Genomic DNA, 18,193 nt, shown 5'->3' on the forward strand with positions numbered 1-18,193 from the left:
CAGCAAGCACGAGTCCCTATAGGACGGGCATAGGGTACTCTGTGGTGATAGTTTACTCACTACCTACTTTTGGGTATCGAGACGAAAGTTTTAGACAGATAGACGGCTAGATTTCCATTTTTTTCCTTTGCTGTTAGGATGAAGCCACGCAGTTGCATGGATGTAAGAGGGAAGAGCGGTGTCGATAAATAACAAGAGTCTACAGGCCTGTCTGGCGCAGAGGATCCTGATCATAGATGGTGCTATGGGTACCATGATCCAGGGCTACAAGCTGGGAGAAGCGGATTACCGGGGCGAGCGCTTCGCCGACTGGCATACCGACATCAAGGGCAATAATGACCTGTTGGTGCTCAGCCAGCCCGGGATCATTCGTGAGATCCACGATCAATATTGCGCCGCCGGGGCCGACATCCTCGAGACCAACACCTTCAACGCCACCCCCATCGCCATGGCCGACTACGAGATGGAAGCCCTCTCGGCGGAGATCAACCTGGAAGCGGCCCGTCTGGCCCGTGCCGTCGCCGATGAGTGGACGGCCAAGGACCCGACCAAGCCGCGCTTCGTGGCGGGGGTGCTGGGCCCCACCAACCGCACCGCCTCCATCTCGCCGGACGTCAACGATCCGGGCAAGCGCAATGTCACCTATGACCAGCTGGTGGCCGCCTACACCGAATCGACCCACGCCCTGATCGAGGGGGGTGCCGACATCATTCTGATCGAGACTATCTTCGACACCCTCAACGCCAAGGCGGCCGCCTTCGCGGTGGAAGGGGTGTTCGAAGAGCTGGGCTATGCCCTGCCGGTGATGATCTCCGGCACCATCACCGATGCCTCCGGCCGCACCCTCTCCGGTCAGACCACGGAAGCCTTCTATCACTCCCTGCGTCATGTCAAACCGCTGTCGTTTGGCCTCAACTGCGCGCTCGGCCCGGACGAGCTGCGGGAATATGTGGCTGAGCTGTCGCGGATCAGCGAGAGCCATGTCAGCGCCCACCCCAACGCCGGTCTGCCCAATGCCTTCGGCGAGTACGATCTGGATGCCGATGAGATGGCGGCCCATATCCGCGAGTGGGCCCAGAGCGGCTTCCTCAATCTGGTGGGGGGCTGCTGTGGCACCACCCCGACCCACATTCGCGCCATGAGCGAGGCGGTGGCGGGCATCAAGCCGCGCGCCCTGCCCGAACTGCCGGTGGCCTGCCGTCTGTCCGGCCTCGAGCCGCTGATCATCACCGCGGAGTCCATGTTCGTGAACGTGGGGGAGCGCACCAACGTCACCGGGTCGGCCAAGTTCAAGCGACTGATTAAAGAGGGGCTCTACGACGAGGCCCTCGATGTGGCCAAGCAGCAGGTCATGAGCGGCGCCCAGATCATCGACATCAACATGGACGAGGGGATGCTGGACGCCGAGGCGGCCATGGTGCGCTTCCTCAACCTCATCGCCGGCGAGCCGGACATCGCCCGGGTGCCGGTGATGATCGACTCCTCCAAGTGGGAGGTGCTGGAGGCGGGGCTCAAGTGCGTGCAGGGCAAGCCGGTGGTCAACTCCATCTCCATGAAGGAGGGGGAGGAGAAGTTCATCGAGCAGGCCAAGCTGCTGCGTCGCTACGGCGCCGCCGTCATCGTCATGGCGTTCGACGAGCAGGGTCAGGCCGATACCCGGGCCCGCAAGTTCGAGATCTGCCAGCGCGCCTACCGGGTGCTGGTGGACAAGGTCGGCTTCCCGCCGGAAGACATCATCTTCGATCCCAACATCTTCGCCATCGCCACCGGCATCGACGAGCACAACAACTATGCGGTGGACTTCATCGAGGCGGTGAAGGACATCAAGGATAATCTGCCCCACGCCATGATCTCCGGCGGCGTCTCCAACGTCTCCTTCTCGTTTAGGGGCAACGAGCCGGTGCGGGAAGCCATCCACGCGGTCTTCCTCTACCACGCCATCCAGAACGGCATGGACATGGGCATCGTCAACGCCGGTCAGCTCGCCATCTATGAAGACATCCCGGCGGAGTTGAAAGAGAAAGTGATCGCCGTGGTGCTCAACCTCAACGACAACGCCACCGAGGATCTGCTGGCCATCGCCGAGAAGTATCGCGGCGCCGGCGCCCAGGCCGAGGATCCCCGGGATCAGGAGTGGCGCAGCTGGCCGGTGGGCAAGCGGCTGGAGCATGCCCTGGTCAAGGGGATCACCGACTTCATCGAAGAGGATACCGAAGAGGCGCGGGCCGGGGCCGAGAAGCCGCTGCACGTGATAGAAGGGCCGCTGATGGATGGCATGAACGTGGTCGGCGACCTGTTTGGCGCGGGCAAGATGTTCCTGCCCCAGGTGGTCAAGTCTGCCCGGGTGATGAAGCGGGCGGTCGCCTACCTGCAACCCTATATAGAGGCGGAAAAGTCGGGAGGGTCGAGCAACGGCAAGATAGTGATGGCCACCGTCAAGGGGGACGTGCACGACATCGGCAAGAACATCGTCGGCGTGGTGCTGCAGTGCAACAACTACGAGATCGTCGATCTCGGGGTCATGGTCTCCTGCGAGAAGATCCTCAAAACTGCCCGGGAAGTGAATGCCGACATGATCGGATTGTCCGGCCTCATCACCCCGTCCCTCGACGAGATGGTGCACGTGGCCAAGGAGATGGAGCGTCAGGGCTTCAAGCTGCCGCTGCTGATCGGCGGTGCCACCACCTCCAAGGCCCACACAGCGGTGAAGATAGAGCAGAACTACTCCGAGCCCGTGGTCTATGTCTCGAACGCCTCCCGGGCGGTCGGGGTGGCCCAGAGTTTGCTCAACCCCGAGCTCAAACCCGCCTTCGTCGCCCGCATCGACAAGGAGTACGAAATCGCCCGGGAGCAGCATGCCCGCAAGCAGCCGAGATCCAAGCCGGTCAGCCTGGCCCACGCCCGCGCCAACCGCCAGCAGCTGGACTGGGTGAACTATCAGCCCCCCGCCCCCCGCGAGCCTGGGGTACAAAAATTCGAGAACATTGCCATCTCGGTGCTGCGCCCCTACATCGACTGGACGCCGTTTTTCCTGAGCTGGGAGCTGGCGGGCAAGTATCCCCGCATCCTGGAAGATGAGGTGATAGGCGAGGAGGCGACCAAGCTGTTCGCCGAGGCCAACGCCATGCTGGATCTGCTCGAGCGTGATCAGAGCGTGCGCTGCGCCGGCATCATAGGGCTGTTCCCGGCCAACCGGGTCGGCGACAGCATCGAGGTCTATAGCGACGAGTCACGCAGCGAGGTGCGCAAGGTGCTGCATCACCTGCGTCAGCAGAGCGAGAAGCAGGGCTTCCCCAACTACTGCCTGGCGGACTATGTGGCACCCAAGGAGAGCGGCAAACCGGACTGGATCGGTGCCTTCGCGGTGACCGGCGGCATAGGGGAAGAGGCCATCGCCAACGCCTACAAGGCGCAGCATGATGATTTCAATGCCATTCTGGTGCAGGCGGTGTGTGACCGCCTGGCCGAAGCCTTTGCCGAATACCTGCACGAGCAGGTGCGCAAAGTGCATTGGGGTTATGCCGCGGACGAGGCGCTCAGCAAGGAGGATCTCATTCGTGAGAACTATCAGGGCATACGGCCAGCCCCTGGCTATCCGGCCTGCCCCGAGCATACCGAGAAGGGCAGCATCTGGGAGCTGCTGGATGTAGAGCAGGCGATCGGCATGCAGCTGACCGAATCCTACGCCATGTGGCCGGGTGCCGCGGTATCGGGCTGGTACTTCTCCCACCCGCAAGCCAAGTACTTCGCGGTGGCGCAGATCCAGCAAGATCAGGTCGAGGATTATGCCATGCGCAAGGGCATGAGCCTGGCCGAGGCCGAGCGCTGGCTGGGACCCAACCTGGGGTGAGGCGCGGTTCGGCCCGACTGGCCATAGGCCCATGACAACGGCGGCCCCACTCTGGGGCCGCCGTTTTACATCTGGATGACAGAGACCGAGTTTTTGCACTTTTTGTGTGGATTGTCTTGTTGTCAGGATAAACGATTGGCGTTGTCATAGGGCTGTGGCACCTTATACTCTCCCGCCCTATCCTGCCCAGGCACTGCCTCCTAGCGGAACTTTCATGAAGATTGCTATTTTATCCCGTGAGCCTAGAAACTACTCCACTCGCCGTCTGGTCGAGGTGGCTCGTGCCCGTGGTCATGAGGTCGAGGTGCTCGACACCCTGCGCTGCTACATGAATATCGCTTCTCATAATCCCTCCATCCATTATGAAGGGGTGGAGCTTGGCAATTACGATGCGGTGATCCCGCGCATTGGTGCCAGCATCACCTTCTACGGCACCGCAGTGCTGCGCCAGTTCGAGATGATGAGCACCATGGCCCTCAACAGCTCGGTGGCCATCTCCCGCTCCCGGGATAAATTGCGTGCCATGCAACTGTTGTCGCGCCACGGCATCGGCCTGCCGGTGACAGGTTATGCCCACAGCACTCATGATGTCCCGGATCTCATCAAGATGGTGGGGGGCGCCCCCCTGGTAGTGAAGCTGCTGGAGGGTACCCAAGGGATAGGGGTGGTGCTGTGCGAGACCCAAAAGGCCGCCGAGAGCGTGATCGAAGCCTTCATCCAGACCAATAACAATATTCTGGTGCAGGAGTTTATCCGCGAGGCCGATGGGGCCGACATTCGCTGCCTGGTGGTCAATGGCAAGGTGGTGGCCGCCATGCGTCGTCAGGCGCAGCCGGGGGAGTTTCGCTCCAACCTGCATCGCGGCGGCACGGCCGAGGCCATCAAGATCACCCCGGAAGAGCGGGCGACGGCGGTGCAGGCCGCCAAGATCATGGGACTGGACGTGGCCGGTGTCGACATTCTGCGCAGCGCCCGCGGCCCGCTGGTGCTGGAGGTGAACTCCTCCCCCGGCCTGCAAGGGGTGGAAGCGGCCTCCGGCAAAGATGTGGCGGGCAAGATCATCGAGTATCTGGAGCTCAAGGCGAGTCGTAAACACAAGCCGGCGGAGTAAGTGCCCCAGCTGACACCTGTAATGGGTCAGCGGGACTGAATAGCAGAGGGGAGCCAGGGCTCCCCTCTGTCATATCCGGTGCGGGGCAGAGGCACCAGGGTGGGCTCATGTCAGGGCCTGCTGCCCCCGGTTTTCAAGGCGCTCGCGAAATGCCAGGGCCAGCCTATCGTAGAGATCCGGCGCCTCTTTATCCTCGATGTCGCCGCGGATCCAGGGGTTGTCGATGATCTCGAGCAGCACACAGCCCTGCCCCTGTTGACGCAGATCCACGCCAAACAGGCCGTTGCCGAGCTGATGAACGGCCCGGCGCGCCATCTGCAATACCCGCTCCGGCACCTCGTTCATCGCTATCGCCTCGATCCGGCTCATGTCGAGGGGGTGCTTGCGGCGGCGGATTCGGTTGCCGGGTTCGGGACGGTAGCGGCGGCAGGCAAACAGGGGGGAGCCGTCGAGAAAGCCGATGCGCCAGTCAAACTCGGCCGGGATCCGGCTCTGCACCAGCAGCAGGGCGGAGCGGCTCAACCCCTCCTCCAGCAGACGGGCGAGCTGCGGCTCGTCACTGGCCATGGCCAGATCCCGTCCCTGAGCGCCGTCCGGGATCTTCACCATCAAAGGCAGGCCGAGCCGCTGCACCAGCTCCTCGACCTGATGGCGACCGCGCCGGGTGACCACCATGGTCGGGGGCATGGCCACGCCGCTGCGCACCATCAATTCATAGAGATAGAGCTTGTTGCTGCAGGCGAGAATGGCGCGGGAGCTGTCGATGACCGGCATCTTGAGCTGCTCGGCACGACGGGCAAACTCGAAGGTATAGTGGCCGACGGCGGTTTCGGATCTCAGCCAGAGGCTGTCGAATTCAGGCAGTCGCTCGATGGCATTAGGGGCCAGGATCTCGGCGTGGATCCCCTGCACGGCAGCGGCCCGGATGAAGCGAGCCAGGGCGAGTTCATCGCTGCTGGCGCGACCATCGCCAGGATCGGCCAAGATGGCGAGCTGGTAGCGCGGTGTGCTGGGTTCGGCCCGATCGCCGACCAGGGATTGGACATGACTCAACATCAGGGCGCGCTCCCCCTCGCCAAGGGCGAGGGGTGACAGGCTCTGCTGCTGGCGCACCGACCAGCCATGGCGGCCGCGTTTCAGGGTCAGCTCCTGGAGCGGCAGCTGGCTCAGGCCATAGTAGTAGCGAGCCAGCCCCGCCAGCGCCTCTTGCTCGCATTGTCCGAAGATGGCGCGCACCCGGATCCTGTCTTCATTCTGCTGGGCCAGCCAGCCTTGCAGCTTGCGCCACAGCTTGGCGGGGGGCTGCTGGGGTTGCAGCACACTGATGGCCTGCAGCCCGGGCAGACAGTGGTGGCCACGGGCCTGGGCCAGCAGTGAGCAATAGTAGCCAGCGCTCAGGTGATCCAGGCTGCGGCAGAGGTTGATGATGCGACCGCGTCCCCCGGTAGTGGGCAGGCCATGTTGCAGATAGGAACGGGCAGTCAGCAGATAATCGCCGTGACAGGGCCAGTCCCCCGGCTCCTCGACGATGACATAGGTACTCATATTTTCGGCTCCAGGGATCGGACTGCCGGTATGGCAGTATCCCCGGTGGGCTTCGATGCACCGACAGCACGACCATGGCGCGAGGGGGGACAAGAGGTTAGAGTGCCTAATATGACGCTTTGGTAACTTGTGATACAAGTCGCATTTCTGGTGCTGAAGATAAATAACTCAAACGAGGACTTCCCTGTGTTGACCCTGCGCGCCGCCCTTCCCGATGATCTGGGCGCCATCGTAAAACTGGAGCGTTACTGCTTCCCACCCGAGGTCGCCTTTGGCCGCAATCGCTGGCACTATCTGCTCGGTCATGCCAAGGGGCGCACCCTGCTGCTGCACGATGCCAAGGGCCAGCTGATGGGCTATCTCTGCCTGCTGGAACACAAAGGCTGGGATCGACTGGTGATCCAGACCCTGGCCATTCATTGGCGGATGCGGCGTCAGGGCTGGGCCCGTCGTCTGCTTGAGCAGGTGATCGCCAAAGGCAAGGCCCAGGGGTGGGGGGCCATCCGGCTCGAAGTGGCCGATGGCAACGATGAGGCGCTGCCTCTCTATCAGCGGCTCGGCTTCAAGGCCCAGCAACGACTGCCCGATTATTACGGCCGGGATCAGCATGCCCATCGACTGGTGCTGCGACTGCGTGAACCCAAAAGGGCGGGCGCTGTCGCCATCCCGGATTATCTCCGTGAGCTGTGAGGCCTGTCTCGCGACTGCGATCCGCGCCAAGCTGGGCCGTTGCCCGGTCTGCGCCATCCAGACCCTGGTCATCGGCCTGATGGGGTGGGCCGCCTGGTGGTGGCTGGGGGCAGACCACTCGGTTCATGCCTTGACGGCCCTGCTGTTCGGGCTCGCCGGTTCGTTGCTGTTTGCGCTGCACCTGCTGGTTTTTATCTGGCGCAAGGTCGGGGGACGCGAGCTCGACTGACACATCTCAAGAGATGAGAATCTTCGATAACCGATTTGAATAGCAGCCAAGGAGGCTCAGATGATTGCAATGGTAACGGGCGCCTCGTCCGGTTTTGGTGAGGCGATCAGCCGCGCGCTGGTACAGGCGGGTCACAAGGTGATTGGCACAGGACGGCGCGCCGAGCGTCTGGCAGCCCTGGCCGATGAGCTGGGTGACAGCTTTCTGCCGCTGGTGTTTGACGTGCAGGACAAGGCGGCCACCCGCGCCGCCCTCGAGGGATTGCCCGCAAGCTGGAGCGAGGTGGATCTGCTGGTCAACAATGCCGGTCTGGCCCTGGGACTGGCACCGGCCCACCAATCGGATCTTGATGATTGGGAGCAGATGATAGCCACCAACATCAGTGGCCTGACTCTGGTCACCCGGCTCCTGCTGCCGGGCATGGTGGCGCGCAACCGCGGCCATGTGATCAATATCGGCTCCATCGCGGGCACCTACCCCTATCCGGGCGGCAACGTCTATGGCGCCACCAAGGCGTTCGTGAAGCAGTTCAGCCTGAATCTGCGTGCCGATCTGGCTGGCTCGGCGGTGCGGGTCACCAATGTGGAGCCCGGCCTGTGCGGCGGCACCGAGTTCTCCAATGTGCGCTTCCATGGTGACGATGCCAAGGCGGCGACCGTTTACCAGGGGGTACAGGCTATCTTGCCAGAAGACATCGCCAATACGGTGCTCTGGATCGGCGAGCAGCCCGCCCACGTCAACATCAACAGCATCGAGATCATGCCGGTGGCCCAGACCTTCGGCCCCCTGCACATCAGCCGTGGCTGAGGGGTCACAGGTATTGCGTTGACCAAACAAGAAGAGGCACCCCAGGGTGCCTCTTCTGTTATGCGGACTGATGTTGACGGGCGATGGGAAGCGCTCGCCCGGGGGTTATTTCTGGGCTGGCGCTATGCTGATCCCCACCGCCTGGGTCTGAATTGCCTTGATCTGATCGCCTTTTGCCATCAGGGCAAACTGATCCGGGTTCTGGACCTTCACGACGACGGTGTGATCCACACCTTTGACGGTGACCGTTTGCTGCTGTTTGTCGAGAGCGATGATGTCCCCATAGAGGGTGACCTTGGCGCCAACGCCCGCCTCTGGGGTCTGACCCGCGGCGGCTTTATCCGTAGCCACTTCCACGATGCGCTTTCTCACCCCGGCGGTGCCTTTGAGCAGCTCCAGATCCAGCATCTGCAGGTACTCCAGCGTGATAGTGTCACCGACTTTGAGGCTCTGCAGGTTGGTGACCTTGTCACCGGCCACTATGTCGAACAGATCCCCTGCGGCATTCTTCAGGCTGACCTTGCGGCTTGCCATGTCGATGGCGGTGACGGTCGCTGAGGCGGTCATGACCTCCATCAAGTTGGCCTTACCTGGCGCGCTCAATACCTCGGCAGTGAGCTCGGTTGCCTGGGCCAGGCCGGTCGAGAGGGTGAAGAGGGCGGCAATCCATGCATGCTTCAATTTCATTTTTAACACCTCATAGCTGGGAAGTAGTGGCAAAGCGGGCCTCTGTGAATGATGACGCGGCATGATGCTTATTTACCGGAGTCTTGCCCTGAACGACCATAACAGAGTCGCGCTTGGCTACCTCATTGAGATTGGTGACAATCTTCATTTTGATGGTCAGCTCTCGTTTTTTGACCTCATGGGGCGGCAGGGGCACAATGACGGCACAACGCTCCCCGTTTGACCATCTGTGAGGATCCTGCCTTGTACAACTTTCAATACTCGAATCCGACCCGGGTCTGCTTTGGCGAAGGCCAGATTGCCAGCCTGCCCGATCTTATCCCGGCAGGCAGTCGCGTGCTGGTGCTCTATGGCGGTGGCAGCATCAAACACAACGGCGTCTATGACCAGCTGGTGGCTGCACTAACGGGTCTGGACTGGCAAGAGTTCTCCGGCATAGGCGCCAACCCCCAGTACGATCAGCTGATGGAGGCGGTCGCCCTGGTGAAACGCGAGGGGATCGACTTCCTGCTGGCCGTGGGTGGCGGATCCGTGGTGGATGGCAGCAAGTTTGTCGCCGCCGCTGCCTGTTATCAGGGCGAGGATCCCTGGGACATATTGAAGAGCAATGCACCCTTCGAGCACGCTCTGCCCCTTGGCTGCGTGCTGACCCTGCCCGCCACCGGCTCGGAGAGCAATCCCGCTGCCGTGGTGAGCCGGGGCGATGCCAAGCTCTCCTTCTACAATCCGCTGGTGCTGCCGCAATTTGCGGTGCTCGATCCCACGACGACTTACAGCCTGCCAGTGCGCCAGGTGGGCAACGGCGTGGTGGATGCCTTCGTCCATATCCTGGAGCAGTACCTCACCTTCCCGGTCGGGGGGGATGTGCAGGACAGGCTGGCGGAGGGCTTGCTGCAGGTGCTGATCGACAATGGCCCCCTGGCCCTGTCCGAGCCGCAGAACTATCAGGTGCGCGCCAACATCATGTGGGCGGCCAGCCTGGCCCTCAATGGCCTGATCGGCCGCGGTGTGCCTCACGACTGGTCCACCCATGCCATCGGTCACCAGCTCACCGCCCTGTATGGGCTGGATCACGCCCAGAGCCTGGCGGTGGTGCTGCCCTCCCTGCTGCGGGAGCAATCTGCCCAGAAGCAGGAGAAACTGGCCCAGTTCGCTGAGCGGGTCTGGCATTCTCGCAGGGAGGACAAGGCGCTGCGCATCGAGGAGGCCATCATCCGTACCGAGCAGTTCTTCCAGCAGATGGGCGTCGGCACCCGCTTGTCGGATTACGGCCTCAACGAGAGCTGCATTCCCGCCATCTGCTCCAACCTCAAGCGCTTCGAGCTGACGGCGCTGGGTGAGCATCAGGACATAGATCCGGACAAGGTGGCGCGGATCCTCTCCCACGCCCTCTAAGCCCGGGCGCTGGAGCCAAGGGGGAGAGGTTGCCAGGATCTTCCCTGTGCACTCAGATCCCTCGGCTCCCGAGCTGAAAAGAGAACGCCCCGCATTCGGGGCGTTTTGCATGTTGTGGTGGCGTGCCGGGGGCTCAGGCGCTCTGATCCAGCTCGCGTTCCAGGGCTGCCGCCTTTTGACGGGCCGGATGGGTATTGAGGCGTTCCCAGTAGCTCTTAAGGTGCGGGAACTGGGCCAGCTGGCCGCCCTGGGCCAGCAGATCGACCAGGAAGGAGTTCATGATGTCGGCGCCGGAGAGACGATCCCCCACCAGATAGCGGCGGGTCGCCAGCACCTCATTGAGATAACCCAGCACCTTGGCGCACTCCACCTGGGCGTAGCCCGGCAGGAAGCGCATCGGGCTGCCATCCTTGCGCACGAACATGTCCAGCAGCAGCGGCAAGATGCCTGAGCTCTCGGCGAAGTGGAGCCACTGCAGGTAGTCGGCGTACTCCGGGCTCTCGGGATCAGGAGCCAGGGTGTGGGGAGCATGGCGGGCGATCAGGTATTCGGTGATGGCGCCGGATTCTGCCAGGATCCGCCCGTCAAACTCGATGACAGGGGATTTGCCAAGGGGATGAATGGCCTTGAGCTCGGGGGGGGCCAAAAAGGTAGCGGCATCGCGCTGGTAGGCCTTTATCTGGTAAGGCAGCCCCAGCTCTTCGAGCAGCCAGATGATGCGTTGGGAGCGGGACTTGTTCAGGTGATGCAGGACTATCATGGGAACCTCGATGGGGTGGCGGAAGGGCATGATACGCGCCGGCGTGGTGACTGGTTCACCGGCAGACAAAAAAGAGCGGGCAGATGCCCGCTCTGTACTGATTCAGGCCGCCAGCGCCTGATCCAGATCCGCCAATATGTCTTCGATGGCCTCGATCCCCACCGACAGCCGGATCATCTCCGGCTTGACCCCCGCCTTTGTCTGTTCCTCCTCGCTCAGCTGGCGATGGGTGGTGGAGGCGGGGTGGCAGGCCAGGGATTTGGCGTCGCCGATATTGACCAGTCGCTTGAAGATCTTGAGCGCATCGTAGAAGCGCACCCCGGCCTCATACCCTTCCTTCAGACCGAAGGAGAGGATGGCCGAGGGGCGGCCGCCCATGTACTTCTCCGCCAGCGGATAGTGGGGGTGATCCGGCAGGCCGGCGTAGCTGACCCAGGCCACCTTGGGGTGATGCCTGAGGTGGTGGGCGACCCGCAGGGCATTCTCTACATGGCGCTCCATGCGCAGGCTCAGGGTCTCTAGCCCCTGCAACAGCAGGAAGGCGTTCATGGGGGCCAGGGCCGCACCGGTATTGCGCAGGGGCACGGTGCGCACCCGGCCTATGAAGGCCGCAGGTCCGAAGGCGTCGGTGTAGACCACCCCGTGGTAGGAGGGTTCCGGCTGGGTGAGCTGGGGGAAACGTTCAGGGTGATCCGCCCAGGGGAACTTGCCCGAGTCGACGATGACACCCCCCAGCGAGTTGCCGTGACCGCCCACGTACTTGGTCAGGCTGTGCACCACTATGTCGGCGCCGTGCTCGATGGGCTTGCACAGCACCGGGGTGGCGACCGTGTTGTCGACGATAAGCGGCACGCCGCGAGCGTGGGCCACCCTGGCGAAGGCCGCCAGATCGACGATGTTGCCCGCTGGGTTGCCGATGCTCTCGCAATAGACCGCCTTGGTCTTGTCGTCGATGAGAGCGGCGATGGCCTCGGCACTGTCATCCCTGGCAAAACGCACCTCGACCCCGAAACTCGGCAGCATGTGGGCGAACAGGGTGTAGGTGCCGCCGTAGAGCTGGGGGGTGGAGACGATGTTGTCGCCGGCGGCGGTCAGCGCCTGAATGGCGTAGGTGATGGCGGCAGACCCCGCCGAGACCACCAGCCCGGCGATGCCCCCCTCCAGGGCGGCCATTCGCTGCTCCAGCACGTCGTTGGTGGGGTTCATGATGCGGGTGTAGATGTTGCCGGGCACCGCCAGGTTGAACAGATCCGCCCCGTGCTGGGCGCTGTCGAACTCGTAGGCCACCGTCTGGTAGATGGGCACGGCCACCGCCTTGGTGGCGGGATCGTGGGAAAAGCCGTGGTGCAGGGCCAGGGTCGCATCTTTCATCACACACTCCTTGTTGGACGTCGTCGCCATTATGGATGGATAGACGTCCAATCTAGCAGGCCCTCACTCGTTGTAAACAGACCCTATTGGCAAAGCTATTGCGCATCTCTGCTACAGGCGGCGACGGTACTCCTTGTCGTCGATCTGGTGCATGTCCCACTGCATCAGGCGATTGAGCTGGGCCATGGGATCTTCCACCAGCGACAGTGGGCGGGGCAGGATCCGCTTGAAGTAACGGCGCATCCCTTGCTGGATCCGGCTTGGTTTGAGGGGCTGTACTGAGTTCATTTGAGTGCTCCTGTGCTGTGGTTCTCACGTTCGCCAGCAGTATTGAGCTAAAATGCGGAAGTAAAAACTGACGACTTAGCCAACCAGGATTTCCTCTTTTATGACCAGTCCCCGTCTCTATCAGCATTTTCAGCGTCTGAGCCGCCTGCTTGAGGCGGATCGACTGGAACTCAGCCTGGCCGAGGTGGCCGAGCTGCTCTGCTGCACTCCCCGTAACGCCCGGCTCTTGCTGCGACGCATGGAGCAGGAGGGGTGGCTCAGCTGGTCGGCCCGGGCCGGGCGTGGCAAGCGATCCACCCTGCAACTGCTCGACAGCCAGGAGGGATCCCTGCAGCGCAGATTGCGGGCTCTGCTGAGCCAGGGCCAACTGGCCCAGGCCATGGCGTTGGCGGGGGAGCGGCTCGATCTGGTCACCCCCTTGCTCTATGAGCAGCTGGGTCAAGCGACCCGGGAGGGGCGTCAGATCCTGCGGGTACCCTATTACCGGCCACTGCCTGGCCTGTTGCCGAGCGGCCCCCTGCGTCGTTCCGAGGTGCATCTGGCCCGTCAGCTGTTCAACGGCCTGACTAGGCGAAATGAGGAAAATGGGGAAATCGAGGGGGATTTGGCTCACCACTGGGAGCTGTTGAGCCCCTGTCATTGGCGTTTTTACCTGAGGCCTGCGGTGCGCTTTCACCATGGCCGGTCCCTGGATATCCAGGATGTGATCGACAGCCTGGCCGCGCTCGGGGATCGCCCCCTGTTCCAGCATATCGTCGGCTTTGATCACCCTTGGCCGCGTACCCTGGACATACACCTCGCCAACCCGGATCCCTGGCTGCCCCATCTGCTGGCCGAGCCCATGGCCGCCATCTTGCCGCGGGAACTCAAGGATCAGCCCGGCTTTGCCCTGCGCCCGGTCGGCACAGGTCCCTACAAGGTTGGCGCCAATGATCCCTTACAGCTCCGGCTGACCGCCTTCGATGATTACTTCGGTCTGCGTGCCCTGCTCGACGAGATAGATATCTGGATGCTGCCCGAACTGGCGGAGCGGCTGGAGAGCCACCTGCGCCTCGGCAGCGACAGCCCCGAGCTGGGTACCATGCAGGGTGAGTCAGAACTCGAGTCCGGTTGCTACTTCTTGTTGCAAGATGACAGGTCAGCGGCCCTGGCCGATCTCTCCCTGCGGCGCTGGCTGCTGACCCTGCTCAATCCGGTCGCCCTGATGGCCAGGGTGGCCCCCGAGTTGCAACGGGGCTGGACCAGCGCGCTAGGCTTGCTACCCCATTGGCGTGAAGCCTTGCCGCCACCTCAGCCCGAACCCGCGGCCCTGCCAAGGCGACTGGTGCTGGCCTGTTTCAACCAGCACCTGGAGTTTCATGAGTGCGCCAGCGCCATGACCAGCCTGCTGGCAGAGCGGGGCATCGCGCTGGAGGTGCGTACCCTGGATTACGGTCGCTGGGTCAGCGGCGAAGATGAGGATGTGGATCTCTGGCTCGGCACCCTCAATCTGGAGCATGAAGGGCCTTTCGCCCCCTATGCCTGGCTGCAGGGGACCCCCCTGTTGCAAAGGGTCTGGAGCAAGCAGAGCGCCCTGTGGCAGGGGCTGGCCGCCTGGCGTGCATCTGGTCATGAGTCCGGGCCACGGCTCCTGCTCGCCCGGTTGCAGCAGCAAGCCTGGTTTGTGCCGCTGTTTCACCACTGGCTGGAGCTGGAGAGCCGGGTCGGGGTGCACGGGGTGCGAATGACGGCGCTGGGCTGGTTCGATTTTCGCAGTGCCTGGCTGCGGCCCGAGCTGGCGAACGGAGCCGCCGAGGAGGAGGGCACGGCTTAGCTCGCGGCGCGCATTTTCGCCGCCGCCCCTCCTGACTATTATGTTGCGTCTCAAAAAGCCAGGAAGGGGTGGGGGGATCACAGAAGAGATCATCCTCATGTGCCATGCTGATTCTGGTTATGGAAAGCAGAGCAAGTGAGGAAAATGATGAGCAACAATTCAGAACATTCCCAAGGACGATGCCCGGTCATGCACGGAGGCAGCACGACGACCGAGATGGCCAATATGGAGTGGTGGCCCAAGAGCCTGAACTTCGACATCCTTCATCAGCACGATACCAAGACCAACCCCCTCGGGCCCGATTTCGACTACCGCGAAGAGCTCAAAACCCTGGACGTGGCCGCCCTCAAGCAGGATGTGATCGCCCTGATGACCGACAGCCAGGATTGGTGGCCGGCAGACTGGGGCCACTATGGCGGCCTGATGATCCGCATGGCCTGGCATGCCGCCGGTACCTATCGCATCGCCGATGGCCGTGGCGGTGGTGGCACAGGCAACCAGCGCTTCGCGCCGCTCAACTCCTGGCCAGACAACGCCAACCTGGACAAGGCCAGGCGCCTGCTGTGGCCCATCAAGCAGAAATACGGCAACAAGATCAGCTGGGCGGATCTCATCCTGCTGGCTGGCACCCTGGCCTATGAGTCCATGGGGCTCAAGACGTTCGGCTTCGGTTTCGGCCGCCAGGATATCTGGCATCCGGAGAAAGATATCTATTGGGGAGCAGAGAAAGAGTGGCTGGCACCCAGCGACAACCCCAACAGCCGCTACTCAGGGGTGCGAGACCTCGACAACCCGCTGGCGGCGGTGATGATGGGGCTCATTTACGTCAACCCTGAAGGGGTGGATGGCAACCCGGACCCACAGAAAACGGCGCAAGACATTCGCGTCACCTTCGCCCGCATGGCGATGAATGATGAAGAGACGGTCGCCCTGACGGCCGGTGGCCACACCGTCGGCAAGACCCACGGCAATGGCAGCGCCAAGCAGCTTGGTCCTGAGCCGGAAGGGGCCGAGATTGAGGATCAGGGGCTCGGCTGGCTCAACAAGACCAGCAGAGGCGTCGGCCGCGATACGGTCACCAGCGGCATCGAAGGGGCCTGGACGACGCAACCGACCCGCTGGGACAACGGTTACTTCGATATGCTGTTCGGCCACGAGTGGACCCTGACCAAGAGTCCGGCCGGGGCCTGGCAGTGGATACCCATCGACATCAAGGAAGCGGACAAGCCGGTGGATGTGGAGGATCCCTCGATCCGCTGTATGCCCATCATGACCGATGCCGACATGGCCATGAAGGTCGACCCCGAATACCGCAAGATAGCCGAGCGTTTCCTCGATGATCCTGCCTATTTCTCGGATACCTTCGCCCGGGCCTGGTTCAAGCTGACCCACCGGGATCTGGGGCCCAAGGCGCGCTATCTGGGACCTGATGTGCCGGCAGAGGATCTGATCTGGCAGGATCCTGTGCCTGCTGGCCGCAGTGGCTACGACATTTCGGCCCTCAAGGAGCAGATCCGCAACTGTGGCCTCAGCGTAGGGGAACTGGTCGCCACCGCCTGGGACAGCGCCCGTACCTTCCGTGGCTCGGACATGCGCGGTGGCGCCAACGGTGCCCGCATCCGCCTGGCGCCCCAGAAAGAGTGGCAAGGCAACGAGCCCGCCCGACTGGCCAAGGTGCTCAAGGTGCTGGAACCCATCGCCGCGGCCGCCAAGGTGAGCGTGGCGGATGTGATAGTGCTGGCGGGCAATGTGGGCGTCGAGCTGGCGGCCAAGGCGGCCGGAGTGCCGGTGACAGTGCCCTTCTACCCGGGTCGCGGTGATGCCAGCGAGCAGATGACGGACGTCGATTCCTTCGAGCCCCTTGAGCCGCTGCACGATGGCTATCGCAACTGGCTGAAGAAGGAGTACCTCGTCAGTGCCGAGGAGCTGATGCTGGATCGCACCCAGCTGATGGGGCTGACCGCCCATGAGATGACGGTGCTGGTCGGGGGCATGCGGGTGCTTGGCACCAACCATGGCGGTACCCGGCACGGGGTCTTTACCGAGCGTGAAGGGGCGTTGACCACGGACTACTTCGTCAACCTCACCGACATGGCCAATCTCTGGCATCCCACCAGCAAGCAGCTCTATGAGGTGCGGGATCGCAAGAGTGGCAAGGTGAAGTGGACGGCGACCCGGATCGACCTGGTGTTCGGCTCCAATTCGGTGCTGCGTGCCTATGCCGAGGTCTATGCCCAACACGACAGCAAGGAGAAGTTTGTGGGTGACTTCGTCGCGGCCTGGAACAAGGTGATGAATGCGGATCGCTTCGACCTGATAAGCTAAGCTCGACCTCATTGCCCCGCACACAACCCTGTGCGGGGCATTTTTTTGTCTGCCACATACCTGGATATGGCGCAGTGACGTCGTCTGACCAGGGGCATCCCTGTCCTTTGAGGCCGGATATCGGTAACATCCTGTCAGCCGATGATGGCCAGCCCCCGCTCTTCCACTGACAAGGAGTCACCCATGCTGGAAATGCAGATTTTCCCCCGTTTTCAGGAGACGGATGCCCTGGGGCATATCAATAACACAGTGCCAGCGATCTGGTTCGAATCGGCGCGGGACCCCCTGTTTCGCATCTTCTCCCCCGAGTTGGATGTCCATGACTGGCATCTGATCATTGCGGGCTATACGGTGCAGTTCAAACGGGAGCTGTTCTACGGTCAGCCGGTGCTGATCAAGACGGGGGTGAGCCGTATCGGCAGCAGTTCCTTCACCCTCTGGCAGGAGGCCTGGCAGGAGGGCGAGCTGGCGGTGACCGGTGAGACGACCCTGATCCATTTTGACTACCAGACCCGCCAGTCCGTGGCGCTGAGCGAAGCGCAGCGGGACGGGCTCAGGAGCTGGTTACTCGAGCGTTAACCTTGGCCATTGGCCAATCACAGGATATCTATGCGCAAGATCCTCATCGCCCTGACCTTGGGGTTAGGTTCACTGCCCGCACTGGCGGCCTCTCTCGCACAACAGTTCACCCTGATGGAACAAGGTGCCCAAAGTGCTCTGGATACCCGGCTGTTCAGTCATGACGGTGTCGAGATCCAGGCCTGGATAGATGGCCCCCCGGTCATCATCGCCGTGCCCATTCGTGACGAGCAGGGCAAGCTGGTCGGCGAGAGCCGTTACTATTTCAAAGGCGGCAAGCTGTTTGGGGTCAAGGAGCCCGAGGCCCAATTTGGCTTCGATGAGCAAGGTGCCCTGACCCAGTGGCTGGATGCCAAGGGCGAACCGGCCGAGTTCGTCAGCAAGATGAGCATGCAGCAGCGTGAAGCCTGGCTTAGCAAGCGCGCCACCGAGCTGACCGCGCTCTTTGCCTTGAGTCCGGGGGAGCTGCGTCTGGCCAACGGGGATGCCAGCATCAAGCTCAAGGGGGCGGAGCTCGCCCACTGGCTGTGCAACGACAAGCTGATGGCTCTGACCGGTGGGGACAAGGTGACCTCGGAGCAATCCGGGCTCAAGGTGAGCGAAGAGCAGGTGGTGGGGGCCGTCAATCTGCGCCTCGATAAAGGCTGGCAGCCGCTCTCCCTGCGCTGCGATCTGCAGGCCGGACGGGTCACTCGCCTCACCTGGCAGCCCTTGCCCGGAGCCAACAAGCCGCAGTGATGATG

At 62.6% G+C, this 18,193-nt stretch carries 16 protein-coding genes; 11 read left to right on the forward strand and 5 right to left on the reverse strand.

The genetic code is table 11. The annotated features are described in order from the left end of the window. The first annotated feature begins 178 nt into the window (after positions 1–178). Both metH and rimK read left to right on the forward strand, forming a co-directional pair. Positions 179–3,850 carry a methionine synthase gene (metH, locus tag KYK33_RS01560; protein ID WP_224431827.1) on the forward strand — a complete coding sequence of 1,224 codons (3,672 nt, stop codon included), beginning with the start codon at positions 179–181 and terminating at the stop codon, positions 3,848–3,850. Between the two features lie 214 nt (positions 3,851–4,064). After that, the gene (gene rimK, locus KYK33_RS01565) at positions 4,065–4,961 is read left to right on the forward strand and encodes a 30S ribosomal protein S6--L-glutamate ligase (RefSeq protein ID WP_042040002.1); all 897 of its coding nucleotides are present in this window, start codon (positions 4,065–4,067) and stop codon (positions 4,959–4,961) included. Between the two features lie 105 nt (positions 4,962–5,066). Here the strand turns inward: rimK and KYK33_RS01570 are convergent, their stop codons facing one another. Further along, on the reverse strand, positions 5,067–6,506 hold the full coding sequence (locus tag KYK33_RS01570) for a RimK family protein (RefSeq protein ID WP_224431828.1): 1,440 nt from the start codon (positions 6,504–6,506) through the stop codon (positions 5,067–5,069). A 186-nt stretch (positions 6,507–6,692) separates the two neighbouring features. Here KYK33_RS01570 and KYK33_RS01575 point away from each other — a divergent pair, with 186 nt between their 5' ends. From KYK33_RS01575 to KYK33_RS01585, 3 genes are read left to right on the forward strand one after another with little or no spacing between them, the layout of a single operon-like run. Further along, complete coding sequence (locus tag KYK33_RS01575; RefSeq protein WP_224431829.1) at positions 6,693–7,196, forward strand: GNAT family N-acetyltransferase; 504 nt, start codon at positions 6,693–6,695, stop codon at positions 7,194–7,196. Continuing rightward, positions 7,186–7,425, forward strand: coding sequence for a DUF3624 domain-containing protein (locus tag KYK33_RS01580; RefSeq protein ID WP_224431830.1), 240 nt, complete (start codon positions 7,186–7,188; stop codon positions 7,423–7,425). The genes KYK33_RS01575 and KYK33_RS01580 overlap by 11 nt, the downstream gene beginning before the upstream one ends. Positions 7,426–7,485: 60 nt before the next feature. After that, positions 7,486–8,232, forward strand: a complete 747-nt coding sequence (locus KYK33_RS01585; RefSeq protein ID WP_042039999.1) for an SDR family oxidoreductase — start codon at positions 7,486–7,488, stop codon at positions 8,230–8,232. A 105-nt stretch (positions 8,233–8,337) separates the two neighbouring features. On the opposite strand, the gene KYK33_RS01590 is transcribed toward KYK33_RS01585, so the two are convergent. Then, the gene (locus KYK33_RS01590; protein WP_224431831.1) at positions 8,338–8,919 is read right to left on the reverse strand and encodes a hypothetical protein; all 582 of its coding nucleotides are present in this window, start codon (positions 8,917–8,919) and stop codon (positions 8,338–8,340) included. Positions 8,920–8,980: 61 nt separating this feature from the next. On the opposite strand from KYK33_RS01590, the gene KYK33_RS01595 reads away from it, so the two are divergent. Together KYK33_RS01595 and KYK33_RS01600 are read left to right on the forward strand one after the other, a co-directional pair. Next, on the forward strand, positions 8,981–9,142 hold the full coding sequence (locus tag KYK33_RS01595; RefSeq protein ID WP_157013861.1) for a hypothetical protein: 162 nt from the start codon (positions 8,981–8,983) through the stop codon (positions 9,140–9,142). Positions 9,143–9,162: 20 nt separating this feature from the next. Further along, a complete protein-coding gene (locus tag KYK33_RS01600; RefSeq protein ID WP_224431832.1) occupies positions 9,163–10,314 on the forward strand; it encodes an iron-containing alcohol dehydrogenase in 1,152 nt (383 codons plus the stop codon). A 133-nt stretch (positions 10,315–10,447) separates the two neighbouring features. On the opposite strand, the gene KYK33_RS01605 is transcribed toward KYK33_RS01600, so the two are convergent. The 3 genes from KYK33_RS01605 to KYK33_RS01615 all read right to left on the reverse strand — a co-directional run bounded on the left by KYK33_RS01605 (position 10,448) and on the right by KYK33_RS01615 (position 12,733). Then, positions 10,448–11,074, reverse strand: a complete 627-nt coding sequence (locus KYK33_RS01605) for a glutathione S-transferase family protein (RefSeq protein ID WP_224431833.1) — start codon at positions 11,072–11,074, stop codon at positions 10,448–10,450. A 102-nt stretch (positions 11,075–11,176) separates the two neighbouring features. Further along, entirely contained in the window at positions 11,177–12,445 is a 1,269-nt protein-coding gene (locus tag KYK33_RS01610) for an O-acetylhomoserine aminocarboxypropyltransferase/cysteine synthase family protein (RefSeq protein ID WP_224431834.1), read from the reverse strand. A gap of 111 nt (positions 12,446–12,556) precedes the next feature. After that, positions 12,557–12,733, reverse strand: coding sequence for a hypothetical protein (locus tag KYK33_RS01615; RefSeq protein ID WP_157013858.1), 177 nt, complete (start codon positions 12,731–12,733; stop codon positions 12,557–12,559). Positions 12,734–12,833: 100 nt separating this feature from the next. Between KYK33_RS01615 and sgrR the strand changes: the two genes are divergently transcribed. From sgrR to KYK33_RS01635, 4 genes are all read left to right on the forward strand, one after another. Further along, complete coding sequence (gene sgrR, locus KYK33_RS01620) at positions 12,834–14,546, forward strand: HTH-type transcriptional regulator SgrR (RefSeq protein ID WP_224431835.1); 1,713 nt, start codon at positions 12,834–12,836, stop codon at positions 14,544–14,546. 147 nt (positions 14,547–14,693) lie between these two features. Continuing rightward, positions 14,694–16,871: a catalase/peroxidase HPI gene (gene katG, locus KYK33_RS01625; RefSeq protein ID WP_224431836.1), complete on the forward strand. Its 2,178-nt coding sequence runs from the start codon at positions 14,694–14,696 to the stop codon at positions 16,869–16,871. Positions 16,872–17,054: 183 nt separating this feature from the next. After that, entirely contained in the window at positions 17,055–17,450 is a 396-nt protein-coding gene (locus KYK33_RS01630) for an acyl-CoA thioesterase (protein WP_224431837.1), read from the forward strand. A gap of 30 nt (positions 17,451–17,480) precedes the next feature. Beyond that, entirely contained in the window at positions 17,481–18,188 is a 708-nt protein-coding gene (locus tag KYK33_RS01635; RefSeq protein WP_224431838.1) for a hypothetical protein, read from the forward strand. Positions 18,189–18,193: the final 5 nt, after the last annotated feature.

It is taken from the genome of Aeromonas rivuli (assembly GCF_020149575.1).
Lineage (GTDB): Bacteria > Pseudomonadota > Gammaproteobacteria > Enterobacterales > Aeromonadaceae > Aeromonas > Aeromonas rivuli.